Annotated in this window: 22 protein-coding genes and 20 other annotated features; of the genes, 9 read left to right on the top strand and 13 right to left on the bottom strand. The window is 48.9% G+C overall.

The features are described from left to right. The first annotated feature begins 36 nt into the window (after positions 1-36). Positions 37-42, top strand: a ribosome-binding site (putative RBS for STM0352; RegulonDB:STMS1H000707). From STM0352 to STM0350, 3 genes are all read left to right on the top strand, one after another. After that, positions 37-1,269, top strand: a protein-coding gene (locus tag STM0352; protein ID NP_459347.3) for a putative cation efflux pump. Within the gene, positions 43-1,269 belong to an annotated coding region; the region does not span the whole gene. Its footprint overlaps the feature before it by 6 nt. Further along, positions 1,260-1,265, top strand: a ribosome-binding site (putative RBS for STM0351; RegulonDB:STMS1H000706). It overlaps the preceding gene by 6 nt. Further along, positions 1,260-4,433 (top strand): putative cation efflux system protein gene (locus tag STM0351; protein NP_459346.1). Within the gene, positions 1,266-4,433 belong to an annotated coding region; the region does not span the whole gene. The genes STM0352 and STM0351 overlap by 10 nt, the downstream gene beginning before the upstream one ends. Next, positions 4,379-4,384 (top strand) — a ribosome-binding site (putative RBS for STM0350; RegulonDB:STMS1H000705). (Overlaps the previous gene by 6 nt.) After that, positions 4,379-5,907 (top strand): homology to outer membrane efflux protein gene (locus tag STM0350; protein NP_459345.3). Within the gene, positions 4,396-5,907 belong to an annotated coding region; the region does not span the whole gene. Before STM0351 ends, STM0350 begins: the two co-directional genes overlap by 55 nt. 69 nt (positions 5,908-5,976) lie before the next feature. On the opposite strand, the gene STM0349 is transcribed toward STM0350, so the two are convergent. From STM0349 to STM0341, 9 genes are all read right to left on the bottom strand, one after another. Further along, positions 5,977-6,343, bottom strand: a protein-coding gene (locus tag STM0349; protein NP_459344.1) for a putative outer membrane lipoprotein. Within the gene, positions 5,977-6,336 belong to an annotated coding region; the region does not span the whole gene. Then, positions 6,338-6,343 (bottom strand) — a ribosome-binding site (putative RBS for STM0349; RegulonDB:STMS1H000704). Its footprint overlaps the gene before it by 6 nt. Positions 6,344-6,393: 50 nt before the next feature. After that, the gene (locus STM0348) for a putative inner membrane protein (RefSeq protein NP_459343.1) occupies positions 6,394-6,624 on the bottom strand. Within the gene, positions 6,394-6,618 belong to an annotated coding region; the region does not span the whole gene. Beyond that, positions 6,619-6,624, bottom strand: a ribosome-binding site (putative RBS for STM0348; RegulonDB:STMS1H000703). (Overlaps the previous gene by 6 nt.) 4 nt (positions 6,625-6,628) lie before the next feature. Next, positions 6,629-7,270: a putative response regulator gene (locus tag STM0347; protein ID NP_459342.1), complete on the bottom strand. Its 642-nt coding sequence runs from the start codon at positions 7,268-7,270 to the stop codon at positions 6,629-6,631. Between the two features lie 143 nt (positions 7,271-7,413). Beyond that, positions 7,414-7,944, bottom strand: a protein-coding gene (locus tag STM0346; RefSeq protein ID NP_459341.1) for a putative outer membrane protein; homolog of ail and ompX. Within the gene, positions 7,414-7,938 belong to an annotated coding region; the region does not span the whole gene. Next, positions 7,939-7,944 (bottom strand) — a ribosome-binding site (putative RBS for STM0346; RegulonDB:STMS1H000702). It overlaps the preceding gene by 6 nt. 394 nt (positions 7,945-8,338) lie before the next feature. Next, the gene (locus STM0345; RefSeq protein ID NP_459340.1) for a putative inner membrane protein occupies positions 8,339-8,833 on the bottom strand. Within the gene, positions 8,339-8,827 belong to an annotated coding region; the region does not span the whole gene. Then, positions 8,800-9,549, bottom strand: a protein-coding gene (locus STM0344; RefSeq protein ID NP_459339.1) for a putative response regulator. Within the gene, positions 8,800-9,543 belong to an annotated coding region; the region does not span the whole gene. Before STM0344 ends, STM0345 begins: the two co-directional genes overlap by 34 nt. Continuing rightward, positions 8,828-8,833, bottom strand: a ribosome-binding site (putative RBS for STM0345; RegulonDB:STMS1H000701). Its footprint overlaps the gene before it by 6 nt. Beyond that, positions 9,544-9,549 (bottom strand) — a ribosome-binding site (putative RBS for STM0344; RegulonDB:STMS1H000700). It lies within the gene STM0344. Before the next feature lie 93 nt (positions 9,550-9,642). Next, positions 9,643-11,222, bottom strand: a protein-coding gene (locus STM0343) for a putative diguanylate cyclase/phosphodiesterase domain 1 (protein ID NP_459338.1). Within the gene, positions 9,643-11,217 belong to an annotated coding region; the region does not span the whole gene. Next, positions 11,217-11,222 (bottom strand) — a ribosome-binding site (putative RBS for STM0343; RegulonDB:STMS1H000699). (Overlaps the previous gene by 6 nt.) Before the next feature lie 494 nt (positions 11,223-11,716). After that, positions 11,717-12,021 (bottom strand): putative periplasmic protein gene (locus STM0342; RefSeq protein ID NP_459337.1). Within the gene, positions 11,717-12,016 belong to an annotated coding region; the region does not span the whole gene. Further along, complete coding sequence (locus STM0341) at positions 11,989-12,753, bottom strand: putative inner membrane protein (RefSeq protein ID NP_459336.1); 765 nt, start codon at positions 12,751-12,753, stop codon at positions 11,989-11,991. The genes STM0342 and STM0341 overlap by 33 nt, the downstream gene beginning before the upstream one ends. Next, positions 12,016-12,021: a ribosome-binding site (putative RBS for STM0342; RegulonDB:STMS1H000698), on the bottom strand. Its footprint overlaps the gene before it by 6 nt. 625 nt (positions 12,754-13,378) lie before the next feature. Further along, positions 13,379-13,384: a ribosome-binding site (putative RBS for stbA; RegulonDB:STMS1H000697), on the top strand. Between STM0341 and stbA the strand changes: the two genes are divergently transcribed. The 5 genes from stbA (at position 13,379) to stbE (ending at position 19,345) form a co-directional block, all read left to right on the top strand. Beyond that, the gene (gene stbA, locus STM0340; protein NP_459335.1) for a putative fimbriae; major subunit occupies positions 13,379-13,923 on the top strand. Within the gene, positions 13,387-13,923 belong to an annotated coding region; the region does not span the whole gene. (Overlaps the previous feature by 6 nt.) A 46-nt stretch (positions 13,924-13,969) precedes the next feature. Further along, positions 13,970-13,975: a ribosome-binding site (putative RBS for stbB; RegulonDB:STMS1H000696), on the top strand. Then, the gene (gene stbB, locus STM0339; protein NP_459334.1) for a putative fimbriae; chaparone occupies positions 13,970-14,746 on the top strand. Within the gene, positions 13,985-14,746 belong to an annotated coding region; the region does not span the whole gene. It overlaps the preceding feature by 6 nt. Then, positions 14,724-14,729, top strand: a ribosome-binding site (putative RBS for stbC; RegulonDB:STMS1H000695). It overlaps the preceding gene by 6 nt. Further along, positions 14,724-17,291, top strand: a protein-coding gene (stbC, locus tag STM0338; protein ID NP_459333.1) for a putative fimbriae; usher. Within the gene, positions 14,730-17,291 belong to an annotated coding region; the region does not span the whole gene. Before stbB ends, stbC begins: the two co-directional genes overlap by 23 nt. Continuing rightward, positions 17,289-17,294 (top strand) — a ribosome-binding site (putative RBS for stbD; RegulonDB:STMS1H000694). (Overlaps the previous gene by 3 nt.) Further along, positions 17,289-18,621 (top strand): putative fimbriae; usher gene (gene stbD, locus STM0337; protein NP_459332.1). Within the gene, positions 17,296-18,621 belong to an annotated coding region; the region does not span the whole gene. It overlaps the preceding feature by 6 nt. Before stbC ends, stbD begins: the two co-directional genes overlap by 3 nt. Beyond that, positions 18,579-18,584 (top strand) — a ribosome-binding site (putative RBS for stbE; RegulonDB:STMS1H000693). (Overlaps the previous gene by 6 nt.) Beyond that, the gene (stbE, locus tag STM0336) for a putative fimbriae; chaparone (protein ID NP_459331.1) occupies positions 18,579-19,345 on the top strand. Within the gene, positions 18,587-19,345 belong to an annotated coding region; the region does not span the whole gene. Before stbD ends, stbE begins: the two co-directional genes overlap by 43 nt. A 46-nt stretch (positions 19,346-19,391) precedes the next feature. Here stbE and STM0335 read toward each other — a convergent pair. Continuing rightward, the gene (locus tag STM0335; RefSeq protein ID NP_459330.1) for a putative outer membrane protein occupies positions 19,392-19,796 on the bottom strand. Within the gene, positions 19,392-19,790 belong to an annotated coding region; the region does not span the whole gene. Then, positions 19,791-19,796, bottom strand: a ribosome-binding site (putative RBS for STM0335; RegulonDB:STMS1H000692). Its footprint overlaps the gene before it by 6 nt. Before the next feature lie 676 nt (positions 19,797-20,472). Then, positions 20,473-20,478, top strand: a ribosome-binding site (putative RBS for STM0334; RegulonDB:STMS1H000691). Between STM0335 and STM0334 the strand changes: the two genes are divergently transcribed. After that, positions 20,473-20,753, top strand: a protein-coding gene (locus STM0334) for a putative cytoplasmic protein (protein ID NP_459329.1). Within the gene, positions 20,481-20,753 belong to an annotated coding region; the region does not span the whole gene. It overlaps the preceding feature by 6 nt. On the opposite strand, the gene STM0333 is transcribed toward STM0334, so the two are convergent. The 3 genes from STM0333 to STM0331 all read right to left on the bottom strand — a co-directional run bounded on the left by STM0333 (position 20,698) and on the right by STM0331 (position 23,496). Beyond that, positions 20,698-21,671 (bottom strand): putative LysR family transcriptional regulator gene (locus STM0333; RefSeq protein NP_459328.1). Within the gene, positions 20,698-21,663 belong to an annotated coding region; the region does not span the whole gene. The two genes, STM0334 and STM0333, sit on opposite strands and share 56 nt — an antisense overlap. Continuing rightward, positions 21,666-21,671: a ribosome-binding site (putative RBS for STM0333; RegulonDB:STMS1H000690), on the bottom strand. Its footprint overlaps the gene before it by 6 nt. Before the next feature lie 25 nt (positions 21,672-21,696). Then, positions 21,697-22,615 (bottom strand): putative hydrolase or acyltransferase gene (locus STM0332; RefSeq protein NP_459327.1). Within the gene, positions 21,697-22,611 belong to an annotated coding region; the region does not span the whole gene. Continuing rightward, positions 22,610-22,615 (bottom strand) — a ribosome-binding site (putative RBS for STM0332; RegulonDB:STMS1H000689). Its footprint overlaps the gene before it by 6 nt. Continuing rightward, the gene (locus STM0331; RefSeq protein NP_459326.1) for a putative fumarylacetoacetate (FAA) hydrolase occupies positions 22,611-23,496 on the bottom strand. Within the gene, positions 22,611-23,489 belong to an annotated coding region; the region does not span the whole gene. Before STM0331 ends, STM0332 begins: the two co-directional genes overlap by 5 nt. Continuing rightward, positions 23,491-23,496, bottom strand: a ribosome-binding site (putative RBS for STM0331; RegulonDB:STMS1H000688). Its footprint overlaps the gene before it by 6 nt. Positions 23,497-23,498: the final 2 nt, after the last annotated feature.

The raw sequence follows: 23,498 nt of genomic DNA, 5'->3' as shown, positions 1-23,498 counted from the left end.
GTTGCGGAATGGCCGACACGCTGCGGTAAAGAGGGAAACGACATGCGTAGAACATTCAAAATTATGTTGATAGCCGGCGTCATCGCCGCCATCGGGGGCGTGATTTACATGGCCGGCGAAGCACTATGGGATAAAGACAACGCCGTCGGCCCCCCGGCCAGCGCGCCGCCTCCACCGTCGGTACCGGTTGCTAAAGCCCTTAGCCGTACACTCGCGCCTACGGCGGAATTCACCGGTTTTCTGGCCGCGCCGGAAACCGTGGAGCTGCGTTCGCGCGTGGGAGGAACCCTTGACGCCATCAGCGTTCCGGAAGGACGTCTGGTAAGCCGCGGACAACTGCTGTTCCAGATCGATCCGCGCCCGTTCGAGGTCGCCCTCGACACCGCCGTCGCGCAATTACGTCAGGCTGAAGTACTGGCCCGCCAGGCGCAGGCGGATTTCGATCGCATTCAACGACTGGTCGCCAGCGGCGCCGTATCACGTAAAAACGCTGACGATGTCACCGCCACGCGTAATGCGCGACAGGCGCAGATGCAATCGGCCAAAGCCGCCGTCGCCGCAGCGCGCCTTGAACTCTCCTGGACCCGTATTACCGCGCCCATTGCCGGACGCGTTGACCGCATACTGGTGACCCGGGGCAATCTGGTCAGCGGCGGCGTAGCGGGTAACGCCACGCTTCTGACGACTATCGTGTCTCACAATCCCATGTATGTGTATTTCGATATTGACGAAGCCACCTGGCTGAAGGCGTTACGGCATACCCGCTCCGACAAAAATCCACCGGTAGTCAACATGGGGTTAACCACCGATAACGGGCTGCCTTATCAGGGCGTACTCGACTTTATGGGCAATCAGATGAACCGCAGCACCGGCACTATCCGGGCACGCGCCGTGATTCCTGACCCCGACGGAATGCTTTCTCCCGGCCTGTTTGCCCGAATCAGTTTGCCCATCGGCGAGCCGCGGGAAACCGTGCTGATTGACGATCTGGCGGTGAGCGCCGATCAGGGCAAAAACTATGTGCTGATCGTCGGCAAGGAGAATCAGGTGGAGTATCGTCCGGTTGAGTTGGGACAAATGGTCGATGGATTCCGCGTCGTTACACAGGGAGTACTGCCGGGAGAAAAAATCATCCTCAAGGGGCTGGTGCGTCCTGGCATGACCGTTGCGCCACGTCTGGTGCCGATGCGGCAGAATGTGACCGACAAACAGACCGCGACATTGACTAAAGCGGACGGCGACAGTGCGCCGAAGGCGGTGCGCCAATGAAATTCACCCACTTTTTCATTGCACGCCCCATCTTCGCCATCGTCCTGTCGCTGTTAATGCTGCTGGCTGGCGCTATCGCCTTTTTAAAACTGCCGCTGAGTGAATATCCGGCCGTTACGCCGCCCACGGTACAGGTTAGCGCCAGCTACCCCGGCGCTAACCCGCAAGTGATTGCCGATACGGTAGCCGCGCCGCTGGAACAGGTGATCAACGGCGTTGACGGCATGTTGTATATGAATACCCAGATGGCCATTGATGGTCGCATGGTTATCTCTATCGCCTTCGAACAGGGAACCGATCCTGATATGGCGCAAATTCAGGTGCAAAACCGGGTATCCCGCGCGCTGCCTCGCCTGCCCGAAGAAGTCCAGCGAATTGGCGTTGTAACGGAGAAAACGTCCCCCGATATGTTGATGGTGGTTCATCTTGTCTCGCCGCAAAAACGCTATGACTCGCTTTACCTGTCTAACTTCGCCATCCGGCAGGTTCGCGACGAACTGGCCCGTTTACCCGGCGTCGGCGATGTTCTCGTCTGGGGCGCGGGCGAGTACGCCATGCGCGTCTGGCTGGACCCGGCGAAAATCGCCAACCGCGGTCTTACCGCCAGTGATATCGTTACGGCGTTGCGGGAACAAAACGTACAGGTCGCCGCCGGTTCCGTCGGGCAACAGCCGGAGGCCTCCGCCGCTTTTCAGATGACGGTAAACACGCTGGGCCGCCTGACCAGCGAAGAACAGTTCGGCGAGATTGTGGTAAAAATCGGCGCTGACGGCGAGGTGACGCGTCTGCGTGATGTCGCCCGCGTCACGCTGGGCGCAGATGCCTATACGCTGCGCAGTTTACTGAATGGCGAAGCGGCGCCAGCGTTACAGATTATTCAAAGTCCGGGCGCCAATGCGATTGACGTTTCTAACGCGATTCGCGGCAAAATGGATGAGTTGCAGCAAAACTTCCCGCAGGATATCGAATACCGGATTGCCTATGATCCTACGGTCTTCGTGCGCGCATCGCTACAATCGGTGGCGATTACGTTGCTGGAAGCCCTCGTGCTGGTCGTCCTTGTCGTGGTGATGTTCCTGCAAACCTGGCGGGCGTCCATTATTCCTCTGGTGGCGGTTCCCGTTTCGCTGGTCGGCACCTTTGCCTTGATGCACCTGTTTGGCTTTTCGCTGAATACGCTTTCGCTGTTTGGTTTGGTCCTGTCGATAGGTATCGTTGTCGATGACGCCATCGTTGTGGTCGAAAACGTGGAACGGCATATCTCGCAGGGCAAAAGTCCCGGAGAGGCGGCAAAGAAGGCGATGGATGAAGTCACTGGTCCCATTCTTTCTATTACCTCGGTGCTAACGGCGGTCTTTATCCCTTCCGCATTCCTGGCGGGCCTGCAGGGTGAGTTTTATCGTCAGTTCGCGTTGACCATCGCTATTTCGACCATCCTTTCGGCCATTAACTCGCTGACGCTCTCCCCTGCGCTGGCTGCCATTTTGCTAAGACCGCACCACGATACTGCGAAGGCTGACTGGCTAACGCGGTTGATGGGCACGGTCACTGGCGGTTTTTTCCATCGCTTTAACCGTTTCTTCGACAGCGCGTCGAACCGCTATGTTAGCGCCGTCCGTCGGGCCGTGCGCGGCAGCGTCATTGTGATGGTGCTCTATGCTGGCTTTGTGGGGCTGACCTGGCTTGGCTTCCATCAGGTGCCGAACGGGTTTGTGCCTGCGCAGGATAAATACTATCTCGTCGGCATCGCCCAGCTCCCAAGCGGCGCATCGTTGGATCGCACAGAGGCGGTCGTGAAACAGATGTCCGCTATCGCGCTGGCGGAACCCGGCGTTGAAAGCGTCGTCGTCTTCCCCGGTCTGTCGGTTAACGGCCCGGTAAATGTGCCAAATTCGGCGCTGATGTTCGCCATGCTGAAACCCTTTGACGAGCGTGAAGATCCTTCGCTTTCCGCTAACGCTATCGCCGGAAAGCTAATGCACAAATTTAGCCACATTCCCGACGGATTTATTGGCATCTTCCCGCCACCGCCGGTTCCAGGGCTTGGCGCGACGGGCGGCTTTAAATTGCAGATTGAAGATCGTGCGGAACTGGGATTTGAAGCGATGACAAAGGTGCAAAGCGAGATTATGTCTAAGGCGATGCAGACGCCCGAACTGGCCAATATGCTGGCCAGTTTCCAGACAAACGCCCCGCAATTACAGGTGGATATCGACCGGGTAAAGGCGAAATCAATGGGGGTATCGCTCACCGACATCTTTGAAACGTTGCAAATTAACCTCGGCTCGCTTTACGTCAACGATTTCAACCGATTTGGCCGTGCCTGGCGGGTGATGGCGCAGGCCGATGCGCCATTCCGTATGCAGCAAGAGGATATCGGCCTGCTTAAAGTCCGCAATGCGAAGGGCGAGATGATCCCGCTTAGCGCTTTCGTCACGATTATGCGCCAGTCGGGGCCGGACAGAATCATCCATTACAACGGCTTCCCCTCGGTAGATATTAGCGGTGGACCGGCTCCGGGCTTCTCCTCCGGACAGGCGACGGACGCGATTGAAAAGATCGTGCGTGAAACGTTACCGGAAGGGATGGTCTTCGAATGGACCGATCTGGTTTATCAGGAAAAACAGGCCGGCAACTCTGCGCTTGCTATCTTTGCGCTGGCGGTGCTGCTGGCCTTCCTGATCCTGGCGGCGCAGTACAACAGTTGGTCGCTGCCCTTCGCCGTCCTGCTTATTGCGCCTATGTCATTACTCTCAGCCATTGTCGGCGTGTGGGTATCTGGCGGAGATAACAATATCTTTACGCAGATTGGTTTCGTGGTGCTGGTCGGCCTGGCGGCCAAGAACGCCATTTTGATTGTCGAGTTTGCCCGCGCCAAAGAACACGACGGCGCAGACCCGCTGACCGCCGTACTGGAAGCGTCCCGCCTGCGTCTGCGTCCTATCCTGATGACCTCATTCGCCTTTATCGCAGGTGTAGTACCACTGGTACTCGCGACGGGTGCCGGCGCGGAAATGCGACATGCGATGGGCATCGCCGTGTTTGCCGGCATGTTGGGCGTCACGCTCTTCGGCCTGTTATTGACGCCTGTATTTTACGTGGTGGTTCGCAGGATGGCATTAAAGCGTGAGAACCGCGTTGATTCGCATGATCAGCAAGCATAATGATGGGAATGGCATAATGAAGATCACTTTTACAGGCTATCGGCAGACCGCCACGCTGGCGACGCTTGCTTTCGTCACCACGCTTGCTGGCTGTACGATGGCGCCGAAGCACGAACGCCCCGCATCGCCGACTGCGATGGTCTATCCCTACGCAACGTCAACCGTTTCTGGCGCGCCGGATGCCGCTGACATTGGCTGGCGTGATTTCTTCCACGATCCGCTTCTACAGGAACTGATTGCGATCGCGTTACGCAATAATCGGGATTTACGCAAGGCAGGGCTCAATGTTGAAGCCGCCCGGGCGTTATACCGCATTCAGCGCGCGGAGATGCTGCCGACGCTCGGCATCGCCACCGCCATGGACGCCAGTCGCACTCCCGCCGATCTCAGCGTCATGGACGAGTCTGAGATTAACCGACGCTACGAGGCGGCTGGGGCGACGACGGCCTGGGAACTGGATCTCTGGGGGCGAGTGCGAAGCCTTAGCGACCAGGCATTAGCCGCCTATATGGCGCTTGATGAGACGTACATTGCGGCGCGAATGAGCCTGGTTTCCGAAGTCGCCAGCGCCTGGCTGACGCTACGGGCTGACCGGGAGCTGCTGCGCTTAACCGAGGATACGCTGGCCGCGCAAAAAAGTTCATACACATTGACGACCCAGCTTGCCCGGACAGGTAACGCCACACAGCTCGATCTGCGTATGGCGGAGATCGCGCTGCGTTCTGCCGAAATCAATCGCGCGGCGTATACGCGACAGTTGGCGCGGGATCGTAACGCGCTGGAATTGCTGTTGGGCCAGCCGCTCACGCCTGAACTGTCGCGTCGACTAAACGAAGCGGTCACGCTTACAGAAGGCGCGATCCCGACCACACTGCCAGGCGGATTACCGTCAGATCTGCTGGTACGCCGCCCGGATATTCGCGCCGCCGAGTACAGGCTGCGCGGCGCAAACGCCCGGATAGGCGCAGCGCGCGCCGCCTTCTTCCCGACCATCAGCCTGACAGGCTCGGCGGGAACGGCCAGCGCGTCTCTTAGCGGACTCTTTGAACCGGGATCGGGAAGCTGGCGTTTTCTACCGCAAATCACCTTGCCTCTCTTTCACGGCGGCGCATTACGCGCTGACCTGGATAGGGCGCATGTCCAAAAACAGATTGAAATCGCCAGGTATGAAAACGTTATTCAGCAAGCCTTTCGCGACGTGGCGGATGGTCTGGCGGGACAGCGTACGCTGAATGACCAGGTGCAATCAGAACAACGCGCGGTTGAAGCCAGTCAAATCGCCTATGAGCTGGCCGGACTCCGTTTTCAGGAAGGCGTCGATGACTACCTTACGCTGCTTGATACCCATCGTATGCTTTATGGCGCACAACAGCGCCTGGTACGCACACGTCTCATGCAACAGTTAAATATCATTAACCTGTATAAAGCATTAGGCGGCGGTTGGCGGGAATACAGTGAGAAAAAGCAAGGTTAGCCCAAATAGCGCCCGCGTCGCCAGTGCGGCGCGCGCGCTAAACAGGCATATATTACCTGCAAAATAAGGTTAACGAGGGCAACGATAAACGTTCCCGCTTAACGTGACATTCGTTTGTTTGCTTGAGCCCGAACCGTGCCATGAACTTCCTGTCTGGCCTGCACGCTGGGTTAACAGGACTACCGTATTGCCGCCCATTTTATAAGCTTTGTTTTTCAGATCGTTACGGGCACCCGTTTCCAGGTTACTGTTGGAAGTCCAGCCACCGGTAAAGAAATTCCCCTGGCTGCCCGTGATATCCCCTAAGTAGCTGCATTCCTTACCTGGCTCGCTGGTCATCACCCGTACCTGTTCAGCGCCATAATTCAACGAATTAGCGCTACATGCGGTTAAAGCCAAGCCGACGAAACATACTAAGATCTTTTTCATACTAATACCTGGTCTATTAATCATTAAATAATAACGCGTTCTTGCTTCTGAACGCCGTCAAGGAACTATATTTAAGATGTAACGAATGTCTTTCATTTGCTGAAGAAAAGTCTCTGTCATGATGCTATCATGTATGCTTGAGGCTATTTCTTGTTCAGTTTTTTCAATATGCTCTCTGAGTCTTATTTTTGTTTTTTCGTCAAGCGCCGAGATAAGTATCTTAATGGCAAGCAGCATAGTAGGATTGATGCTTTCACACTCTCTCATCGTTAACTTTTTCATCTTGTTTGCTTCAAGCCTGATCGGCGTTTTTGTCTACACGGCAAATTTTAGATGCGAAGATATGGCGACTTCTTTGGTAAATAAATAGCAAATGAAAAAAGCGTTTGAAGCCATATTTACGACAGATACGCAATCTATGAATGTACAAAGTCTTACGACTCATGCCATAGCTACTGGCGATCTGACTCATCGACTTTTTATATAAAAAGTGCCATAACAACTCCTCCTCCTTTTTTGTCAACGGCGCAATTTCACCGACCGCTACATCGTTTGCACAAGCGTATTTAATGAAATGCTCAATAAAAACAGGCTTTGCCAAATCGGGATCGATATCAGGATCTCTATCGCAGCCATGTGGATAAAGTTTTCCAATATCTCTGCGCGTGAGCCAGATTCGACGAGCATGTGGATAATGCTGCATGAGCGCCTTAAAACCTTTCCAGACCCCCTGAATCAAAACTCGTCCATCAATAATAATTATGATATCTTCGCTAGCTGATATCTGACACGAATTATATTCTCCATTGAGTGGGAACATAAAGCACTTCCCATCCTCAAAGAGTGAAGCGATGCCTAAATAAGTATAATAATCATCCGTTAAAACTATACCTATCGTTTTTAACGGAAGTTGTTCCGATAGTGAATTTATCATAATTTCATCAATAGAATAACGCTACGGTGAGTGTTTTATCTTCCTCTTAAGATTACCTGAGCGCTCATAACCATCCCTATTCTGTAGCAGCGCCATATTATTTTTAATTCCTTGCCATAAACGTAACGCTTATACTTTTAATATCAGAAGCGATAACCTACGCTGACACCAAATGTATTGGTATCCACAGCGAAGAAACGACTGGCTTCCCATGATGCATCGATAGATATACTCTTAACTGGATTAAATATTACGCCAGCGCCGTAGGCAAAGGAGTCTTCTTTTGAGTGTTTATTAAATTTCATCGTCGCTATACCCGCATTGCCGTACAGGCTCACATAGTCATTAAAACGATATGTTGGTCCAAACATCAAAGAACCATAGTCCACAGAATCGGAACCATTTTTATGCAATTTCCCCTCTTTCCAGGTGTAGTTCTCCATTTCATTGCGCGTCGCGGTGAATGAGCCTAACATCCCCCAGGTCTCATTGAACTCGTAACGATATTTAAAATTAAAGCCTCGCAGATCTTTGCTATCGCTATTTTTCAATGAACTGAGATGAGTTTGTGCATAACCAAACGATACGGTGTGCTGATCGTTAGCCAAAGCTAAAGGTGACGCTAATAATAAACCTAAAAAAACAAGGAACGAAGACCGTCTTTTCATTAAAACCACTCCATTTTTAATATATAATTAAGGCGGTACCGGAACTTATGGCACACAAATAGCATTTAGATTAAGAGCACCTAATGCGCTTATTACCAGTCATGCCAACTGCGGAGGTAATATAACCTGATATATTCGATAATGGATATGAAATCAGTCTTACAGAGTTCTTACTTTTTTATTAATGGCGGATTCATGGTTGCTTCAGACCCGATCCTGGCATCGCATCCGTCAGGCGGACTGCGAGAGGTTATCAGCGAGTATCAGTTACCTCCATGAAGAGTAAAAAATTCATAACTCATTGTTTTTATGCTCTTTAACTGGTGTTCGAGTTAACCTTTACCCTTGCGGAGGGCAATTTCGCAACTCGCTTTCTGACGCATTCAGACAACATTCAGATCTACTGCGCGGTACAAACGTTATAAAGCTGCCGATTAAGAGAATAGAAAAAGGTTTTCTCACCCACTTTAGATATTCGAATCTCATTAGCCGCTTCCGGATGCAAAACCCGTAAATGTGATAACAGCTCGCCAGCCGTATCCGTGGCAAAGACTTTTACCTGGGATACTTCGAACGTATAAACACCAGGCGCTGTTCGATGTAAATTTTTCATATACACGTCCCGGTATAATATTTTTACACCGTTATCTTTTGTTTTTATTTCATATTGAAACGTAATTCTCTTCATCTTAAAATCAAGAACAAGACTGCCATCGGCATGGATATCTTTAGGCTGTATCGTCGTTACCGTTCTTGTCGTACATAAAAATTCATTAGTATTAATAGAACTATGGTTACTGTTTCGTACCCAAACTACCATCAGTACGACTGAAACAGCCAGCATACCAAGCGTCGCCACGCTTAATAACGTTCTTTTATGGAAATGCATTTCGGCTCCGCTATATCAAGTTGGTTAAGACACTGGACAAAAATATTTGTGTTAGGCACACGAATGTAATAAATGATTTTTCCGTTTTGTTTATGTATTTCATTACTCATCTCAGAGTACGCTTCAACGATATCCGTCAGATGGGTTTTATCATGCCCGACACTATAAAAAGTGTATCCATCATACGAACCCTGGAGGGTAAAGTAATCAATATTTTCACCCTTAACTTTATACATCATAAAAAACATCAGAAGCGCGGCCAGGCAAAAGTAGAGCCAATCTTTTTTATTCACAGCGCCCGGTGTTGGGGTAATAATAGTGTCATCGTGCCGCACTTCAACCGTCGATACTTCTGTTTCAGCAACAGCAGGCAACGGCGTATTTTGCGCCTCATCACTCAACGGTTCAATGGAAACTGAGAGTAAAACACCCACGCGAGGGCGAGTCACAACAGACGCCCCCTTAAGACCAATTTTATCAAATGACCCTCGTAGCTGGTTAATCAATTTATAATAACTGGCATCAGAGACCACGACACCTTTGCGCCCCCAGACATAGTTAATTAAATCATCTTTTTTAAAAAGGCCTTCATAAAAAGCGATAAGCAAACTGCGTTCCGATTCAGATATCGTTATCGACTCTCCGGCGCAGGAAAGCGTCATTCGTTCACAATCAAGAATAACCCTTTTGTCAATCAGATAATTGTTCTGACTCATAAAAATATCCGCCCCAGTGCTATCACGTTTCTTCACGGCATAAACATATTACCAGGATATATCGTGCTATTGAATTTTTTTCCGTAGCGAGTTCCTGCATTATTCAGCCACCAGATCGCTCGCGGATCCGCTTTCCCCCTTGAGCAAACCATTTTGCCGCTGGGCTGACTTGCCAAGCCAACTCATAAAGTCATTAGTCCCCATCGGCCTGGCATAAAGAAATCCCTGAACGAATCCTACCCCGTGGCTTAAGATGTAACGCAATTGGTGCTGGGTACTGACCCCTTCGGCAACCACATTGAGTCCCAGTCGCTGACTCAGCGTAATGATAGTATCCAGGACAGGAACATCATCGCTGCTGGTATCAATGGTATCGATAAACGTTCTGTCTATTTTAAGAGAGTCTACAGGTAATTGCTGGAGATAGGAGAGGGAGCAATAGCCGGTCCCAAAATCATCAATCGCTATTAACACGCCTTTTTCACGGAGCGTTGAAAGTTTTTCTGCGACCTGTGAAGGTTCTACAATCAGGCTACGTTCGGTGAGCTCCAACATAAGCGTTATCGTTCCCAAACGAGTCCTGAGCGCCTCTATATCTTGTATAAAACCGTCATCCATAAGATGCGCAGGCGATATATTTACGCTGATATAGAAATCATCCGGTACAGTCCAGTTTATCACGTCATGAGCAATCAGTTCGAACAGATGACGAGAGAGTGGAATAATCATGCCTTCATTTTCTGCGGCGGTAATAAAAATATCGGGAGTTATAAAACGGCCATCCGGTTGCGGCCAGCGCATTAGCGCCTCCACGCCGCCGCAACTACCGTGTTTAACATTAAAAACAGGTTGATAATGTACCGTAAATTCATTGTGCGTTATTCCCCTGGCAATCTCCCGGGCCAGAGATAAGCGTTTTAAATACCAGCGCCTGTAGAACAACATCATCCCTACAGAAAGACACAATGACAGCGGAATAAAAATAAAAAGGTTTTGTAACCAGTATGCCGATAACGTTGAGAAAGGGGTTCGCACCATCAGCTGGATAGTGTGATCGGTTGAGGTGAACCGCTGCGTTAAAAACGCCTTACCGCGCAACTTCGCAGCGCTGGTAATCGCCTCTCCTGCGCCGAATGTCAGGCTAAAGGCTGATGCTCTTTCTGCAGCCAATATCTCCATGAGCTCCTGGACATACTGCGAATCCACAATGACGAAAGCCGCTTTATCCGCTGCTACTTTTTTCACATACACCACAACAAGGCGATCGGGTCCTTCGGCCATACTACCGATAGATCGCAACCACCGTTCCGGATAAGAAGCAGGTAAAGAAAGCCCTGCCAGCCGGGAAAAATGATAGCGTTCGGTTCCTGTGACAAAGGAGCAAGTGATATCACCATTTTCCAGAAATCCAATGTCACGGACATAAGGAGTGAAGGCCCGCGTTCTGGACAGTTCTTTCAGCGTGTCAGTGCAGGAACTCTCAGCCAGTCTGGCGGCTTTTCCGGCGACTTGCCAGGAGGCGGCGGATATATCCGCGCTAAACCGCAGCAGCGTATTGGCGCTGACGGCGATATCTCGTTTTAGCTGGAAGATACCCGCGAGTAACCCCACCAATATCATTACGATCAGTGGAACGGCAATAAACAACATCAGAAATAGCTTTCTTACTTTCAAATCATTGCCCTCTTACCGGCCTTCCTTTTGCCACTGTACGCTTTGATAGGATAACTAAAGTAACATTAATATAGAAAAGCAATATTGAGAGATAGGTTATACGTTCTTAATGATAGCAAGATGGCACTCCCTGTGCCGAAAATAGACAAGAAAATATCAATACCCAACAGGTGCAGGATACTATCGTTAGAATAAGCGATAGCAGATATCTAAATTCAATATGTTAGCCTGATACCAGGTTCGCTGCCTGATGAGGCATAAATCACGGAACGAATTCCCATCAATACAGGGATTATTGGCTACAACTCAACGTTACTACTGGTGGTACACACATTATACAAATGTCGATTAAGCGAAAACATGTAGGTATTTTTCCCAATTTTGACCATCTTTAACTCATTAATCGTACCAGGCTGTAACAGTCTCAACCAGGAAAACAAATCGCCAGCAGTATCAGACTCAAAAGTCTTAACTGAATTGACTTTAAAAGTAAATGTTTTCATACCCGTTCTGCGCAGTTTGCTGATGCAGATATCACGAAAAAAAGCCGTTTCTCTTTCGTATCGGTAGTAACATCGTAGTGTAGGGTAATCCTGCCGGATTTAAGATCCAGCACAAGTCCACCATCCATGTACAATTTTCGTGGCGCAATATACGCTTCTGATTTTGTCGTGCATATAAGATTATTGGTTCTATAAGAGTCACGATTTACCCACTCAAGCGCTATTATCGATCCGATTGCGACAATGGCGATAAATATTACAAATATAATCAGTAACGTTCTTTTACTGTAATACATTTTGGCACCGCCATTTCAACAGGATTTAAGCATTGCAGAAAAATATTCATATTAGGCTCCCTGATATAATAAAGATGGCGTCCATTTTGCCGGTAAATTTTAATTTTTAGAGAGTTAAAAGCAAAAACTACTTCACTTAATGTGACCTTATCCTCTTTTGTTTTATAGATTGCATAATCGTTATATTCGCCAAGATATGTAAAAAAACTATCAGGGCTGTTACGAACAGGCGCTTTATATATAGTAAATACACCATAGAGCAATGCCAGAAGAATGGCTCCTGTTAATACCACAAATACGCTGTGACGTTTATTTTTGTAAAATATGTTCTCCCGAGTCGTGGTGCCTTTAACGTTTTCATCACTCACCTTTAGGGAGGTGATTTTTTTTATAGGTTCAATGGCAACAGACAGCGATACCCCCACCCGAGGGCGAGTTACGATGTCAGATGACTGTAGACCAATGCTACTAAAATCATTTCTCATTTGATTAATGAGTTTATAGTAACTTGATTCTGAGACGCAGCCTCCACGATTTTCCCAAACAAAATGAATAATATCTTCTTTTTTGTAAAGACCATGCCAAAAAGCAAGAAGCAGATGGGTCTCAGCTTCTGATATTCTGATTATCTCATTACCATGCGATAAGGTCATCTTCGTACTATCAAATACAACACGCTTATCAAGTAAAAATATAGTTTCATTCATGACAATCCTAAAGGTAACTGCATCCATCATTCAGACGACATATTATCATGCTCAAAAAAGAATTCAGCCCCCTAATTAACCTGAGTTTAACTTATAAGTCTCACTTATAGTAAACAATAATTGACACAAGTATTACCTACACATTACAAATCAAACAGTTATAGGTAAATCTGAACACTTTTCTTTACCTTAACGCAAACTCAGGAAACTTCTGAAAGGCCAAAAGTAAGAAAAAAGTAAGACTAATTATACTGTTTCAGAAGCACATTTCAGAAAATTTACCTTAATCTCACCATCGTATTATCCATCGGGAGGTTTAACTGATACGGATTTTACATAGCAAAAATGTGCAGGTTTGTATTGCAACATAGTCTATCTATTCAGATGCGGAGAGAATTGTTATCGGATTACACTCAATCAAATGATAACACTATCAGTTGTACTAATGAGATGTATGGACGAAAGCGCTTATCGCTCTATTTCATGATAAGAGAAATAAGTCTGTTTGTTTTATATCGCATTATCAATAGTCAGGAGGGTATAGCTCACATCCAAAAATAGAGTTAATGATCGTTATTTTTACCACTCCTCCATAAGCACGAAACATTCGGGCGAATTGCACTCGTCCTGAAAAAGTAAAGATTAATACAGGAACATTATCATATGTCTATGAAAAAATATTTAGCAATGATCACAGGCTCACTTCTTGTCTCCAGCAGCGCGATGGCTGTTTCTGATAACACCATCACCTTTCAAGGGGAAGTCTCTGATGAAACATGCTCTGTCGTTATTAATGGTAATCAGGCTAAACCCGTCGTGTTATTACCAACAGTAAGTACTAAAGATTTATCAGAACAAGGGAAAACCGCGGGGCCAATAACGTTTGATATTGGGCTGTCCGGGTGTACCGGCTCTCAGGACAAAACAACAAAAATTTCCACTGTCTTTGTCGGTAATCAGGTCACCAGTAACGGTAACCTGGGTAATACTGGCAGCGCGAAAAATGTTGAAGTCCAATTACTCGACACTTCAGGGGAGCCAATCAATCTGACCGGCGGCTTTACTGGCGACGGCGACCTACAGCTGGAACCAAATGCTTCTGAAGCGAGCGCGACTTATACCGCGCGGTATTACTCTACCGGGAAAGCAGAGGCTGGGACAGTCGCTGCCACCCTTCAATACGCCGTTTCGTATAAATAATTGTCGCTACGGTCTGGCGTTGAAACGCCAGACCATTTTCAATCGCTAGGGAGTTGTTGAGATGAAAATGGATACCCGACATTCCGCATTATATTACTTAATAGTTTTTCTATTCCTGGCCCTACCCGCCACAGCATCGTGGGCGAGCGTTACTATTTTGGGTAGCCGAATAATTTACCCATCAACAGCCTCCTCCGTAGATGTGCAGTTAAAAAATAATGATGCAATACCTTATATCGTACAAACCTGGTTTGACGATGGCGATATGAATACCAGCCCGGAAAATAGCAGCGCGATGCCATTGATTGCCACGCCGCCGGTATTTCGTATTCAACCCAAAGCAGGCCAGGTTGTACGCGTAATTTATAACAACACGAAAAAATTGCCGCAGGATCGTGAGTCAGTATTCTGGTTTAACGTATTACAGGTACCACCAACGAATATTGGCAGCGACAGCGGGCAAAATAAAATGTTGGTGATGCTGCGCTCAAGAATAAAACTTTTCTATCGTCCTGACGGGCTAGGTAAACCTGATAATCTGGCGAAAAAACTACAGATTAAAACGGTAAATAAGGGTTCCGGAAAAAGCGGTATTGTTATTGTTAATCCGCAGCCCTGGTTTGCCTCTTTAAGTAACCTGAATGTAAAAGTGAACGGCGCTTCGTATAACCTGGATGCTGACATGATTGCCCCTTTCTCCAGTCAAACCTGGTGGCTGCCGGGCAAACGGTCACTCAAATCCTTCTCCGGTACAGTCACCGTTACTTTGGTTAACGACCTGGGCGCAAGGATAAGCGAGAGCTACGATGTCCCCCACCATTAATTTGAACCGCAAAAGCCTTGCGCTATTGATCGCCATAGTTTGCTCAGGCTCCGCGCAAGGTGAAGAGTATTATTTTGATCCTGCGCTACTTCAGGGGGCCACTTACGGACAAAATATTGCCCGTTTTAATGAACGGCAAACGCCTTCCGGAGACTATCTTGCCGACGTTTACGTTAATGGCACGCTGGTAACCTCGAGCACTAATATTCGATTTAATGCTGTAAAAGAGGGTCAACAGACTGAACCCTGCCTGCCCTTATCGGTGATGAAAGCGGCACAGATAAAATCACTCCCCGCGACCGACGCTGCGACCGAGTGTCGCCCGCTCAGGGAGTGGGTGCCTCATGCCGGTTGGCAATTTGATAGCGCCACGCTTCGCCTGTTGCTGACGATTCCAATGACCGAACTTACGCACAAACCGCGCGGTTATATCTCTCCTTCAGAGTGGGATAGCGGCGCGCTGGCGCTGTTTTTACGCCATAACACAAACTGGACCCACACCGAAAATACCGACAGCCATTATCGCTACCAATACTTATGGAGCGGTTTAAACATGGGCGTTAACCTCGGACTTTGGCAGGTCCGTCATCAAAGTAATCTGCGCTATGCCAATAGCAACCAGAGCGGAAGCGCCTGGCGCTATAATAGCGTTCGAACCTGGGTGCAAAGACCTGTCGCGTCTGTTAACAGTATTCTGTCGCTGGGCGATAGCTATACGGACTCCAGCTTATTCGGCAGTCTGTCTTTTAACGGGGCTAAACTTGTCACCGACGAGCGGATGCGCCCGCAGGGCAAACGCGGTTATGCGCCGGAAGTTCGGGGCGTAGCGGCCAGTAGCGCGCACGTGGTAGTAAAACAACTGGGGAAAGTGATTTATGAAACCAACGTTCCGCCGGGCCCATTTTATATTGACGATCTGTACAACACCCGTTATCAAGGCGATCTGGAGGTAGAGGTTATCGAGGCCAGCGGTAAAACCTCACGTTTCACCGTGCCTTATTCTTCCGTGCCGGATTCGGTTCGCCCCGGTAACTGGCACTATTCGCTGGCCTTCGGCAGGGTTCGTCAGTACTACGATATTGAAAATCGTTTCTTTGAGGGAACGTTCCAGCACGGCGTTAATAACACCATTACCCTCAACCTCGGTTCACGAATTGCGCAGCGTTACCAGGCATGGCTGGCGGGCGGCGTCTGGGCCACCGGTATGGGCGCGTTCGGCCTTAACGCCACCTGGTCGAATGCGCGCGCAGAGCATAACGATCGCCAACAAGGCTGGCGCGCGGAACTCAGTTACAGCAAAACGTTTACCACCGGCACTAACCTGGTACTGGCGGCTTATCGTTATTCAACCAACGGCTTTCGCGATCTTCAGGACGTGCTCGGCGTACGCCGGGAAGCAAAAACGGGGATTGATTACTACTCCGACACGCTGCATCAGCGCAATCGCCTGTCCGCGACGGTAAGCCAGCCGTTAGGACGGCTTGGCACGCTTAACCTCAGCGCCAGCACCGCAGACTACTACAATAACCAATCGCGTATAACACAGCTACAAATGGGATATAGCAACCAGTGGCGGAATATAAGCTACGGGGTGAATATCGCACGACAGCGCACCACCTGGGATTACGATCGCTTTTATCACGGCGTTAACGAACCACTGGACGTGAGTAGCCGACAAAAATATACCGAAACCACAATGTCGTTTAATGTCTCTATACCGCTGGATTGGGGCGAAAACAGAACGTCTGTCGCCATGAATTATAACCAGTCCAGTCAAAGTCGTTCCTCAACCGTATCCATGACCGGCAGTAGCGGTGAAAACAGCGACCTGTCATGGTCGGTTTATGGCGGCTACGAGCGTTATCGCAATAGCAATAGTGATAGCAGCGCGCCAACGACGTTTGGCGGTAATCTACAACAAAACACCCGGTTTGGCGCACTTCGCGCCAACTATGACCAGGGTGATAACTATCGTCAGGAAGGGCTGGGCGCGTCCGGCACCCTGGTTCTTCACCCTGGCGGTCTGACGGCTGGCCCCTATACCAGCGATACCTTTGCGCTTATTCATGCCGATGGCGCGCAGGGCGCGATCGTACAAAATGGCCAGGGCGCTGTGGTTGATCGCTTTGGTTACGCCATTCTGCCTTCGTTATCTCCTTACCGCGTCAATAACGTTACGCTCGATACCCGTAAGATGCGCAGCGATGCCGAACTGACGGGAGGAAGTCAGCAGATTGTGCCGTATGCTGGCGCCATCGCGCGTGTCAATTTCGCCACTATCAGCGGCAAAGCAGTGCTGATCTCCGTGAAGATGCCGGATGGCGGCATACCGCCAATGGGCGCTGATGTTTTCAACGGTGAAGGCACAAACATCGGCATGGTCGGCCAGAGTGGGCAGATTTATGCCCGTATCGCCCATCCGTCGGGTTCTCTACTGGTGCGCTGGGGAACAGGGGCAAACCAGCGTTGCCGGGTTGCCTACCAACTCGATCTTCACACCAAAGAACCGTTTCTCTATCTGAACAAAATCTGCGAGAAGGAATAGCACAATGCTTTTTAGTTTCCGAACGCTATTGTTTATCACCAGCCTGTTTGTCAGCGCCGGAACATGGTCGTCATGTATCAAAGTCACCGATAAGAGCGCGCTCTCTGACGCGGCGATAAAAGCGGGCTACACGGCGCAAAACTGGATCGGCGCAACTGACACAAATACCGGTAATATCGGTTTGCCAACGGTGATTAGCGTCAGTAATAGTGAAACATTTCAACCCTCCGGCACGCTATTGGCCAGTGGGATCGGTAACTTCCTGACGGCCGCCACCGGCACGCCCTATTCCAGTAAACAGGTACTTTACCGCTGCGATACTGCCGATGCCGGGAAGCTCTATGAGATGTATTCGACAAATGGCGATAGCGCTTTTGCGGGGGCATTTTTTACTCCCGAAGTAGAAGGCGCCTATTATGATGTGGAGCGTAATGTTGCTGTCCGTATGACAAACCTCAGTACCGGCGAATATTACAGCCGTTTCTGGAAAGAACGCCAACTTACCGCAGACAGTTGGTTTCAGGATGACAAATATATTTATATTCCTGCCAGCGCGTTTAGCAACGTGCTATATGAGATGTTTAAAATTGACTCAAGAAAATATTTTGCCTACCAGAATCCAATGGACCGAGATACCTGGACGCAGCCTCGGGGTTATATCGCGTTTAAAGGCCCAGGCTTGATTACCGAGCGGATCAAAGCGGGACTGGATCATGCCAGCGATTATTATGGCTGGCCCAGCTATTGGCCCGGGGCATGGAGTACATATAATAGCGTCACCTATGTTCGCGGCGCGTTATGTAAAATCACAGATTATCCTGCGATCGTGAAAATTCCCCCTGTCGCCGTCGGCATATTAGCCGCCGGAGGCAATAGCCAGGCGCCTTTCCACGTCAGCCTGGAATGTGAGTCCGGTGCCGTGTCCAGTGCCCTCCCGTCCACCAGCGCCGCTAATGTCGCAATGGGGTTTGTCGTTAATCAACCCACCGCCGTGGCGGCGGCGCGTCGCTTGGGGCTAACCACATCCGCAGGCGGTCTGTCGTGGCTACTGGACACCCATTATGGCGAACCTGGCGTAGCTTCCGGAGTGGGTATCCGCATCTATAACGATGCCGGTACGCCAATTAACCTGTTACCCGATCGGATCAAGACAGGCACTGGCAACGCCCGAGGCTGGTATGGCTATAAAGATTTAACCACACGGGTATCATCCGGTTCAGTAGAAACCTACAGCGGTGATTTTACTGCCTCGCTTGAGGCGATCGGCGGACAAACAGTAACGGCAGGAAGCGTGAATGCGCAATTACAGGCAGTGGTTAGTTTTCAGTAAAGTCATATTAACGCTACTTGGGTTGACGGGATGGTATGGCCCGGCACAAGCTGCCGTTAATATTGACAGAACCCGAATTATTTTTGCTTCAGATGAGGTCGCTCAATCGTTGACATTATCCAACGATAATACAACGCCGATGCTGTTACAGGTATGGACCGACGCCGGAAACATTGACGCCTCTCCGGATAACAGCAAAACGCCGCTGGTGGCGCTGCCGCCGGTATTTAAAATGCAGCCAGGAGAACTGAGAACGCTTCGCCTGCTCCTGAGTTCCCGCCAGCAGCTGGCAACGGACCGGGAGAGTCTCTTCTGGCTAAACATTTATCAGATACCGCCAGTCACCCAGGACATTAAAAACCACCCGCGAAAACTGGTGTTACCGCTTCGTTTGAGGCTAAAAATTTTAATTCGCCCGACTGGGCTAAAAGCGCCCACGGAAGCGGAGGAGAAAAAATTACGCTTTATTGCTAAAGAGAATACTATACGGATAGTTAACCCCACCTCGTGGTATATGAGTTTAACACTAACGACGGATGACAAAAAAAGTATCGGCGATATCATGGTTGCGCCGAAAACAGCACGTGATGTGCCGCTAACACGCTCGCCAACGCCGGGAGCATCGATAAATTATGCAGTAATCAGTGACTCCGGGAACTGGCGACAATATACCGCCATACTGGAAAAATATATTAGTGAGAATGATTTTACTCCTGAGTTTTGATGGGAAATATTCAGGGATACGATCGTATCCCTGAGGCAAGCCAGACTCAGCATGTACCATTGTCAAAAATAGCATTAAGCTGATATTTTACTTTTTGCACGGCATCTTTGTTCTGTTGAGTTCCCTTCTCCTCAACAGACATATCCCATACGTTTTCATTATCTGATTCAATTAATGTGTAGAACGTATTATTATTACGCATCATATAACCACGAAAATTATTTTCGATGCCCGTTGTCACAGGCTTAGCAACCCCTGAAATAACAGACTCCGTCTCTTTATTGAAAATCTGGTATTGAATATTTGCGCAGTTTAAATCACAGGGAGAACATTTAAGATTTAAAACAAGCAGTATCGTGTTATTTTCAAAAACAAGGGCATAATGATTGCTGGCAGATGAACATAACGGGAATAGCGCGAGAAGGAGGATTATTATCAATTTCATATAGTTATATAGACTCCATCAAAGAAAACTTTCATTTCACGCCCCTGAGAATAGCGAAAGGCATACCATGCAGAACGAATGCTTTCCGAGCTGACGTCCTCATAGACATTTATACCATGCTCAGCAAGTATGCGAGAAAGAAAATGAGAAGATTGTTATGACAGAAAAGGTTGTAACGATAACAGGAACAATACCTGTTTCATATTCATTTAATTAATAATATTAATTTTCTATTTCATCTTTGGTAATACCCCCAATGGATTTTCCGCCTATAATGCTGCACAGGTAGCTACTTCTCTTTTGCTGTGAGAAAACATTACATTGGTATAACTAATGAGAATGAGCAGAGGCATTAAGTCACGTAATATTGCGTTTCCTCTGTTAAGGCTTTTGTGTGAAAAGAGCATTACTTTTAGTCAGTTAGGTAGCATTACATAAGCATAACTAAATTTGAGAAAACCTCGAAAAATCAGCATATTGAATTGATGGATGGTATTGTTTTTTAAAGAATTTTAATTACCAACCTGCGATAATACGCTTAAGATGAACACATATCTATTGAGCTAAAGTAGTCGCTCAATCAATCTGATTGTTATGGAGTGAGTGTGTGATACTTACAATGCCATCCAGCCGATACCAATAGAATTCTCAACCTCCGATAATCGTCACCCAAAAATCAGGAGATAAAATATGACGTTAAAACCAGGTGAGAAATCCGGTAATAATGGAGGTATCTATGTGGAGGTTGGGCCTCGTGGTGGGATAAAAGATAACTTCGCCACGATAGCGGAAACAAAACCGCGCCACCAACGCAACGCCCTAAAAGCTACTGGGTGCTGGCAAAAAGAACACCTAACAGTAAACGTAAGTCAGAGCATCTGGCGCCACGACAGTTGGCGCCGACTGATCACAGTACGCCCGGTGCTTTACCGCCTGGCAAGCATTGTGCAAGATGCTCCGTGAGGAAATCGATGCAGATTTTGATACGATCAGAACTTGATGAACGCCGGGTATATACAGCCCAGATATTCGCTTCCTGATACCACTGAGGCAACACGCGAACCAGCTCACCTCGTTCAATATACTGCGCAACATCCCATTCCGACCGCAATGTAATGCCATGGCCTTTCAGGGCCCAAATAAGCACCACACTGCCGCTGTTGGAAGAATGAAAACCGTTTAGTCGGCAATGTGTCTGCTGCTTACCGTCCGTTAATATCCAATTGCCAAATGCCGAGTTTTTTTCCTGAATCATTAGGCAATCGTGCTGCACAAGCGCACTAACAGACTCTGGCTTGCCGTGGCGTTCGAGGTATTCAGGGGAAGCACACAGGATCCGTCGATTAGTGGCTAACTGCCGTGCGATATACAATTCGTTGATATCATCCCCAACGCGAATTTCAATATCGATCCCCTCTTCCACCAGATCCACTTCACGATCCGTTAGCGTGAGTTTTACCGTAATATCAGGATAGGCGATCATAAATGACGACAGCGCCTCTGCGACATATTTATGCCCAAAACCAAATGAGCAGTTGATGGTGATATTACCAGCCAACACACCACGTTGATTATCCAAACGACTGACAAAGCCATCCATTTCACTGACGACCTGCATAGCCCCACCCAGCGCATTTTCGCCTTCCGGTGTGAGACGCATCACTCTGTTATTTCGAAAAAAAAGCCGGGCGTTGAGACATTTTTCAAGGATAGCGATACGTTTGCTGATATAGGAGGGAGATAACCCCAGCTCCAGCGCTGCCCGGGCAAATCCACCGTTGCGAGCAACGGTGACAAAAACGAAAAGATCTTCAACAGAAGGCCAGCCCTCAAGGGGCTGGCGATGTTTTTTTCCTACAGGTGTCGTTTTCATAGCATCAGTGCGAAGTTGCAAAGGATGACCGAGTTATAACACTGAATGTAAAAAGGACTGAAGTTTCTGGATAAAGTACTCAGGACACTCTTCCTGCGGGGAGTGTCCGCAAGGCAATGCTTCCCCCTGAACGTTTAGCGCCTTTTCTTTCCAGGTACCAACCACATTATATAGTTGCCCTACCGTTCCCAGCCCTCCCCACAGCAACTGTAACGGACACCGGATACGCGCCGACGTATCTGCGGCATCATCGTCCAAATCAATCGTCGCAGCAGCCCGGTAGTCCTCACAGATCGCGTGGATCATCTCAGGGTTCTGGTAACAGCGCAGGTATTCATTGAATGCTTCCTGCGAGGTCGCGCCCTCTATTTTTAGCTGGCCAGAAATATGCTTACGCAGAAAAAATGCCGGATCGTGCGCAATCATCGTTTCGGGTAACGGGAAAGGTTGAATCAGGAAAAACCACCAAAAGTAACGCGTAGCAAAGGATTTATCGGTCAAGGCGTACATCGTCGCGGTTGGAGCAATGTCGATAAAAGTACAACAGGTCACACGATCCGGATAATCCAGCGCGAGCCTGTGTCCTACGCGTCCGCCACGATCATGCCCTACAAAGGCAAAACGGGAAAAGCCGAGCGCATCCATTAACATGACGATATCCTGCGCCATGGTGCGCTTTGAATAGGTACGGTGCGCCGGATCGCTCGTTGGTTTATCGCTGTCGCCATAGCCACGCAAATCCGGCAAAATGACTGTATGATTTTGCGCCAATGTCGGTGCGACTTTCCGCCATGTTGTATGATTCTGCGGATGCCCATGTAGCAGTACCAAAGGTGAACCGCTGCCTCCGATAGCCACTCTTACCGTCAGACCATTTTCCAGACGAACATCCTTGAGCGCAAACCCCGGAATAAACGGAGAGGCGCCGCATTCAATCAGTGTACTCATCACTTTCTCCCGTCATGCCAGCTAACAGAGGATGTTAAATAACGGCTATCCCGGACGACATTGCGCAGGGTTCCAATATGTTCAATCTCAACTTCAATAACATCACCATCGTGTAAAAACAGCGGTGGAACGCGTTTTTTGCCCACTCCACCAGGCGACCCTGTGAGGATCGTGTCGCCAGGGGAAAGCAGAGTAAATGTGCTTATATAAGCAATGAGTGAAGCGATAGGATGGATCATATTTGCCGTAGATTCGTTCTGCACCTCCCGCCCGTTTAGTCGTGTCAGTAAACGTAGCATCTGGGGATCGGGAATGTCGTCTGTGGTCACCAGACACGGACCGAATGATCCTGTCGAAGGCCAGTTTTTTCCAGCCGTAAACCAGCTATGCTGCCAGTCCCTCACTGAACCATCCATATAGCAGCTGTATCCGGCGACATAATCTAAAGCATCCTCAGCGCTGACCCGGGAGCATCGCCGCCCAATCACTACGGCTAATTCACCTTCGTAGTCGAACTCATTGGTATTTTCAGGCTTCAGCAGCAGGCCATTATGCCCGGTCTGAGAATCCGCAAAGCGGACAAAAAGGGTTGGGGCCGGGTTGGTTTCATTAAACTCAATACGCTTATCGGCATAATTCATTCCGACACAGATGATCTTCTGCGGATCGTCAATCACCGGCAGAAAAGTGACTTCCTGGTAGTAATAATCCGCCGGCTCATCACACCATAACGCCGCATCCGTCAGCGCATTAGCGCACAGGAGAGATTTCAAAGTGGGATATTTGTCGCCAAGCCGCTGCGAGAGATCAATTATTCCGGTTTCCTGCATAATGCCGTAGCGTTTGCCACCGTTCACAAGATATTGAACCAGTTTCATTGCAGTCTT

The sequence above is a fragment of the Salmonella enterica subsp. enterica serovar Typhimurium str. LT2 genome, assembly GCF_000006945.2.
In the GTDB taxonomy this organism is placed as follows: domain Bacteria; phylum Pseudomonadota; class Gammaproteobacteria; order Enterobacterales; family Enterobacteriaceae; genus Salmonella; species Salmonella enterica.
This window is presented reverse-complemented; position numbering and strand designations above follow the sequence as displayed.

What these genes read in the sequence shown, in the direction of transcription:
- STM0352 (NP_459347.3), top strand. Translation starts at nt 43, where the DNA reads ATGCGTAGAACATTCAAAATTATGTTGATAGCCGGCGTCATCGCCGCC.
- STM0351 (NP_459346.1), top strand. Translation starts at nt 1,266, where the DNA reads ATGAAATTCACCCACTTTTTCATTGCACGCCCCATCTTCGCCATCGTC.
- STM0349 (NP_459344.1), bottom strand. Translation starts at nt 6,336, where the DNA reads ATGAAAAAGATCTTAGTATGTTTCGTCGGCTTGGCTTTAACCGCATGT.
- STM0348 (NP_459343.1), bottom strand. Translation starts at nt 6,618, where the DNA reads ATGAAAAAGTTAACGATGAGAGAGTGTGAAAGCATCAATCCTACTATG.
- STM0347 (NP_459342.1), bottom strand. Translation starts at nt 7,270, where the DNA reads ATGATAAATTCACTATCGGAACAACTTCCGTTAAAAACGATAGGTATA.
- STM0346 (NP_459341.1), bottom strand. Translation starts at nt 7,938, where the DNA reads ATGAAAAGACGGTCTTCGTTCCTTGTTTTTTTAGGTTTATTATTAGCG.
- STM0345 (NP_459340.1), bottom strand. Translation starts at nt 8,827, where the DNA reads ATGCATTTCCATAAAAGAACGTTATTAAGCGTGGCGACGCTTGGTATG.
- STM0344 (NP_459339.1), bottom strand. Translation starts at nt 9,543, where the DNA reads ATGAGTCAGAACAATTATCTGATTGACAAAAGGGTTATTCTTGATTGT.
- STM0342 (NP_459337.1), bottom strand. Translation starts at nt 12,016, where the DNA reads ATGTATTACAGTAAAAGAACGTTACTGATTATATTTGTAATATTTATC.
- STM0341 (NP_459336.1), bottom strand. Translation starts at nt 12,753, where the DNA reads ATGATGGATGCAGTTACCTTTAGGATTGTCATGAATGAAACTATATTT.
- stbA (NP_459335.1), top strand. Translation starts at nt 13,387, where the DNA reads ATGTCTATGAAAAAATATTTAGCAATGATCACAGGCTCACTTCTTGTC.
- stbB (NP_459334.1), top strand. Translation starts at nt 13,985, where the DNA reads ATGAAAATGGATACCCGACATTCCGCATTATATTACTTAATAGTTTTT.
- stbC (NP_459333.1), top strand. Translation starts at nt 14,730, where the DNA reads ATGTCCCCCACCATTAATTTGAACCGCAAAAGCCTTGCGCTATTGATC.
- stbD (NP_459332.1), top strand. Translation starts at nt 17,296, where the DNA reads ATGCTTTTTAGTTTCCGAACGCTATTGTTTATCACCAGCCTGTTTGTC.
- stbE (NP_459331.1), top strand. Translation starts at nt 18,587, where the DNA reads ATGCGCAATTACAGGCAGTGGTTAGTTTTCAGTAAAGTCATATTAACG.
- STM0335 (NP_459330.1), bottom strand. Translation starts at nt 19,790, where the DNA reads ATGAAATTGATAATAATCCTCCTTCTCGCGCTATTCCCGTTATGTTCA.
- STM0334 (NP_459329.1), top strand. Translation starts at nt 20,481, where the DNA reads ATGACGTTAAAACCAGGTGAGAAATCCGGTAATAATGGAGGTATCTAT.
- STM0333 (NP_459328.1), bottom strand. Translation starts at nt 21,663, where the DNA reads ATGAAAACGACACCTGTAGGAAAAAAACATCGCCAGCCCCTTGAGGGC.
- STM0332 (NP_459327.1), bottom strand. Translation starts at nt 22,611, where the DNA reads ATGAGTACACTGATTGAATGCGGCGCCTCTCCGTTTATTCCGGGGTTT.
- STM0331 (NP_459326.1), bottom strand. Translation starts at nt 23,489, where the DNA reads ATGAAACTGGTTCAATATCTTGTGAACGGTGGCAAACGCTACGGCATT.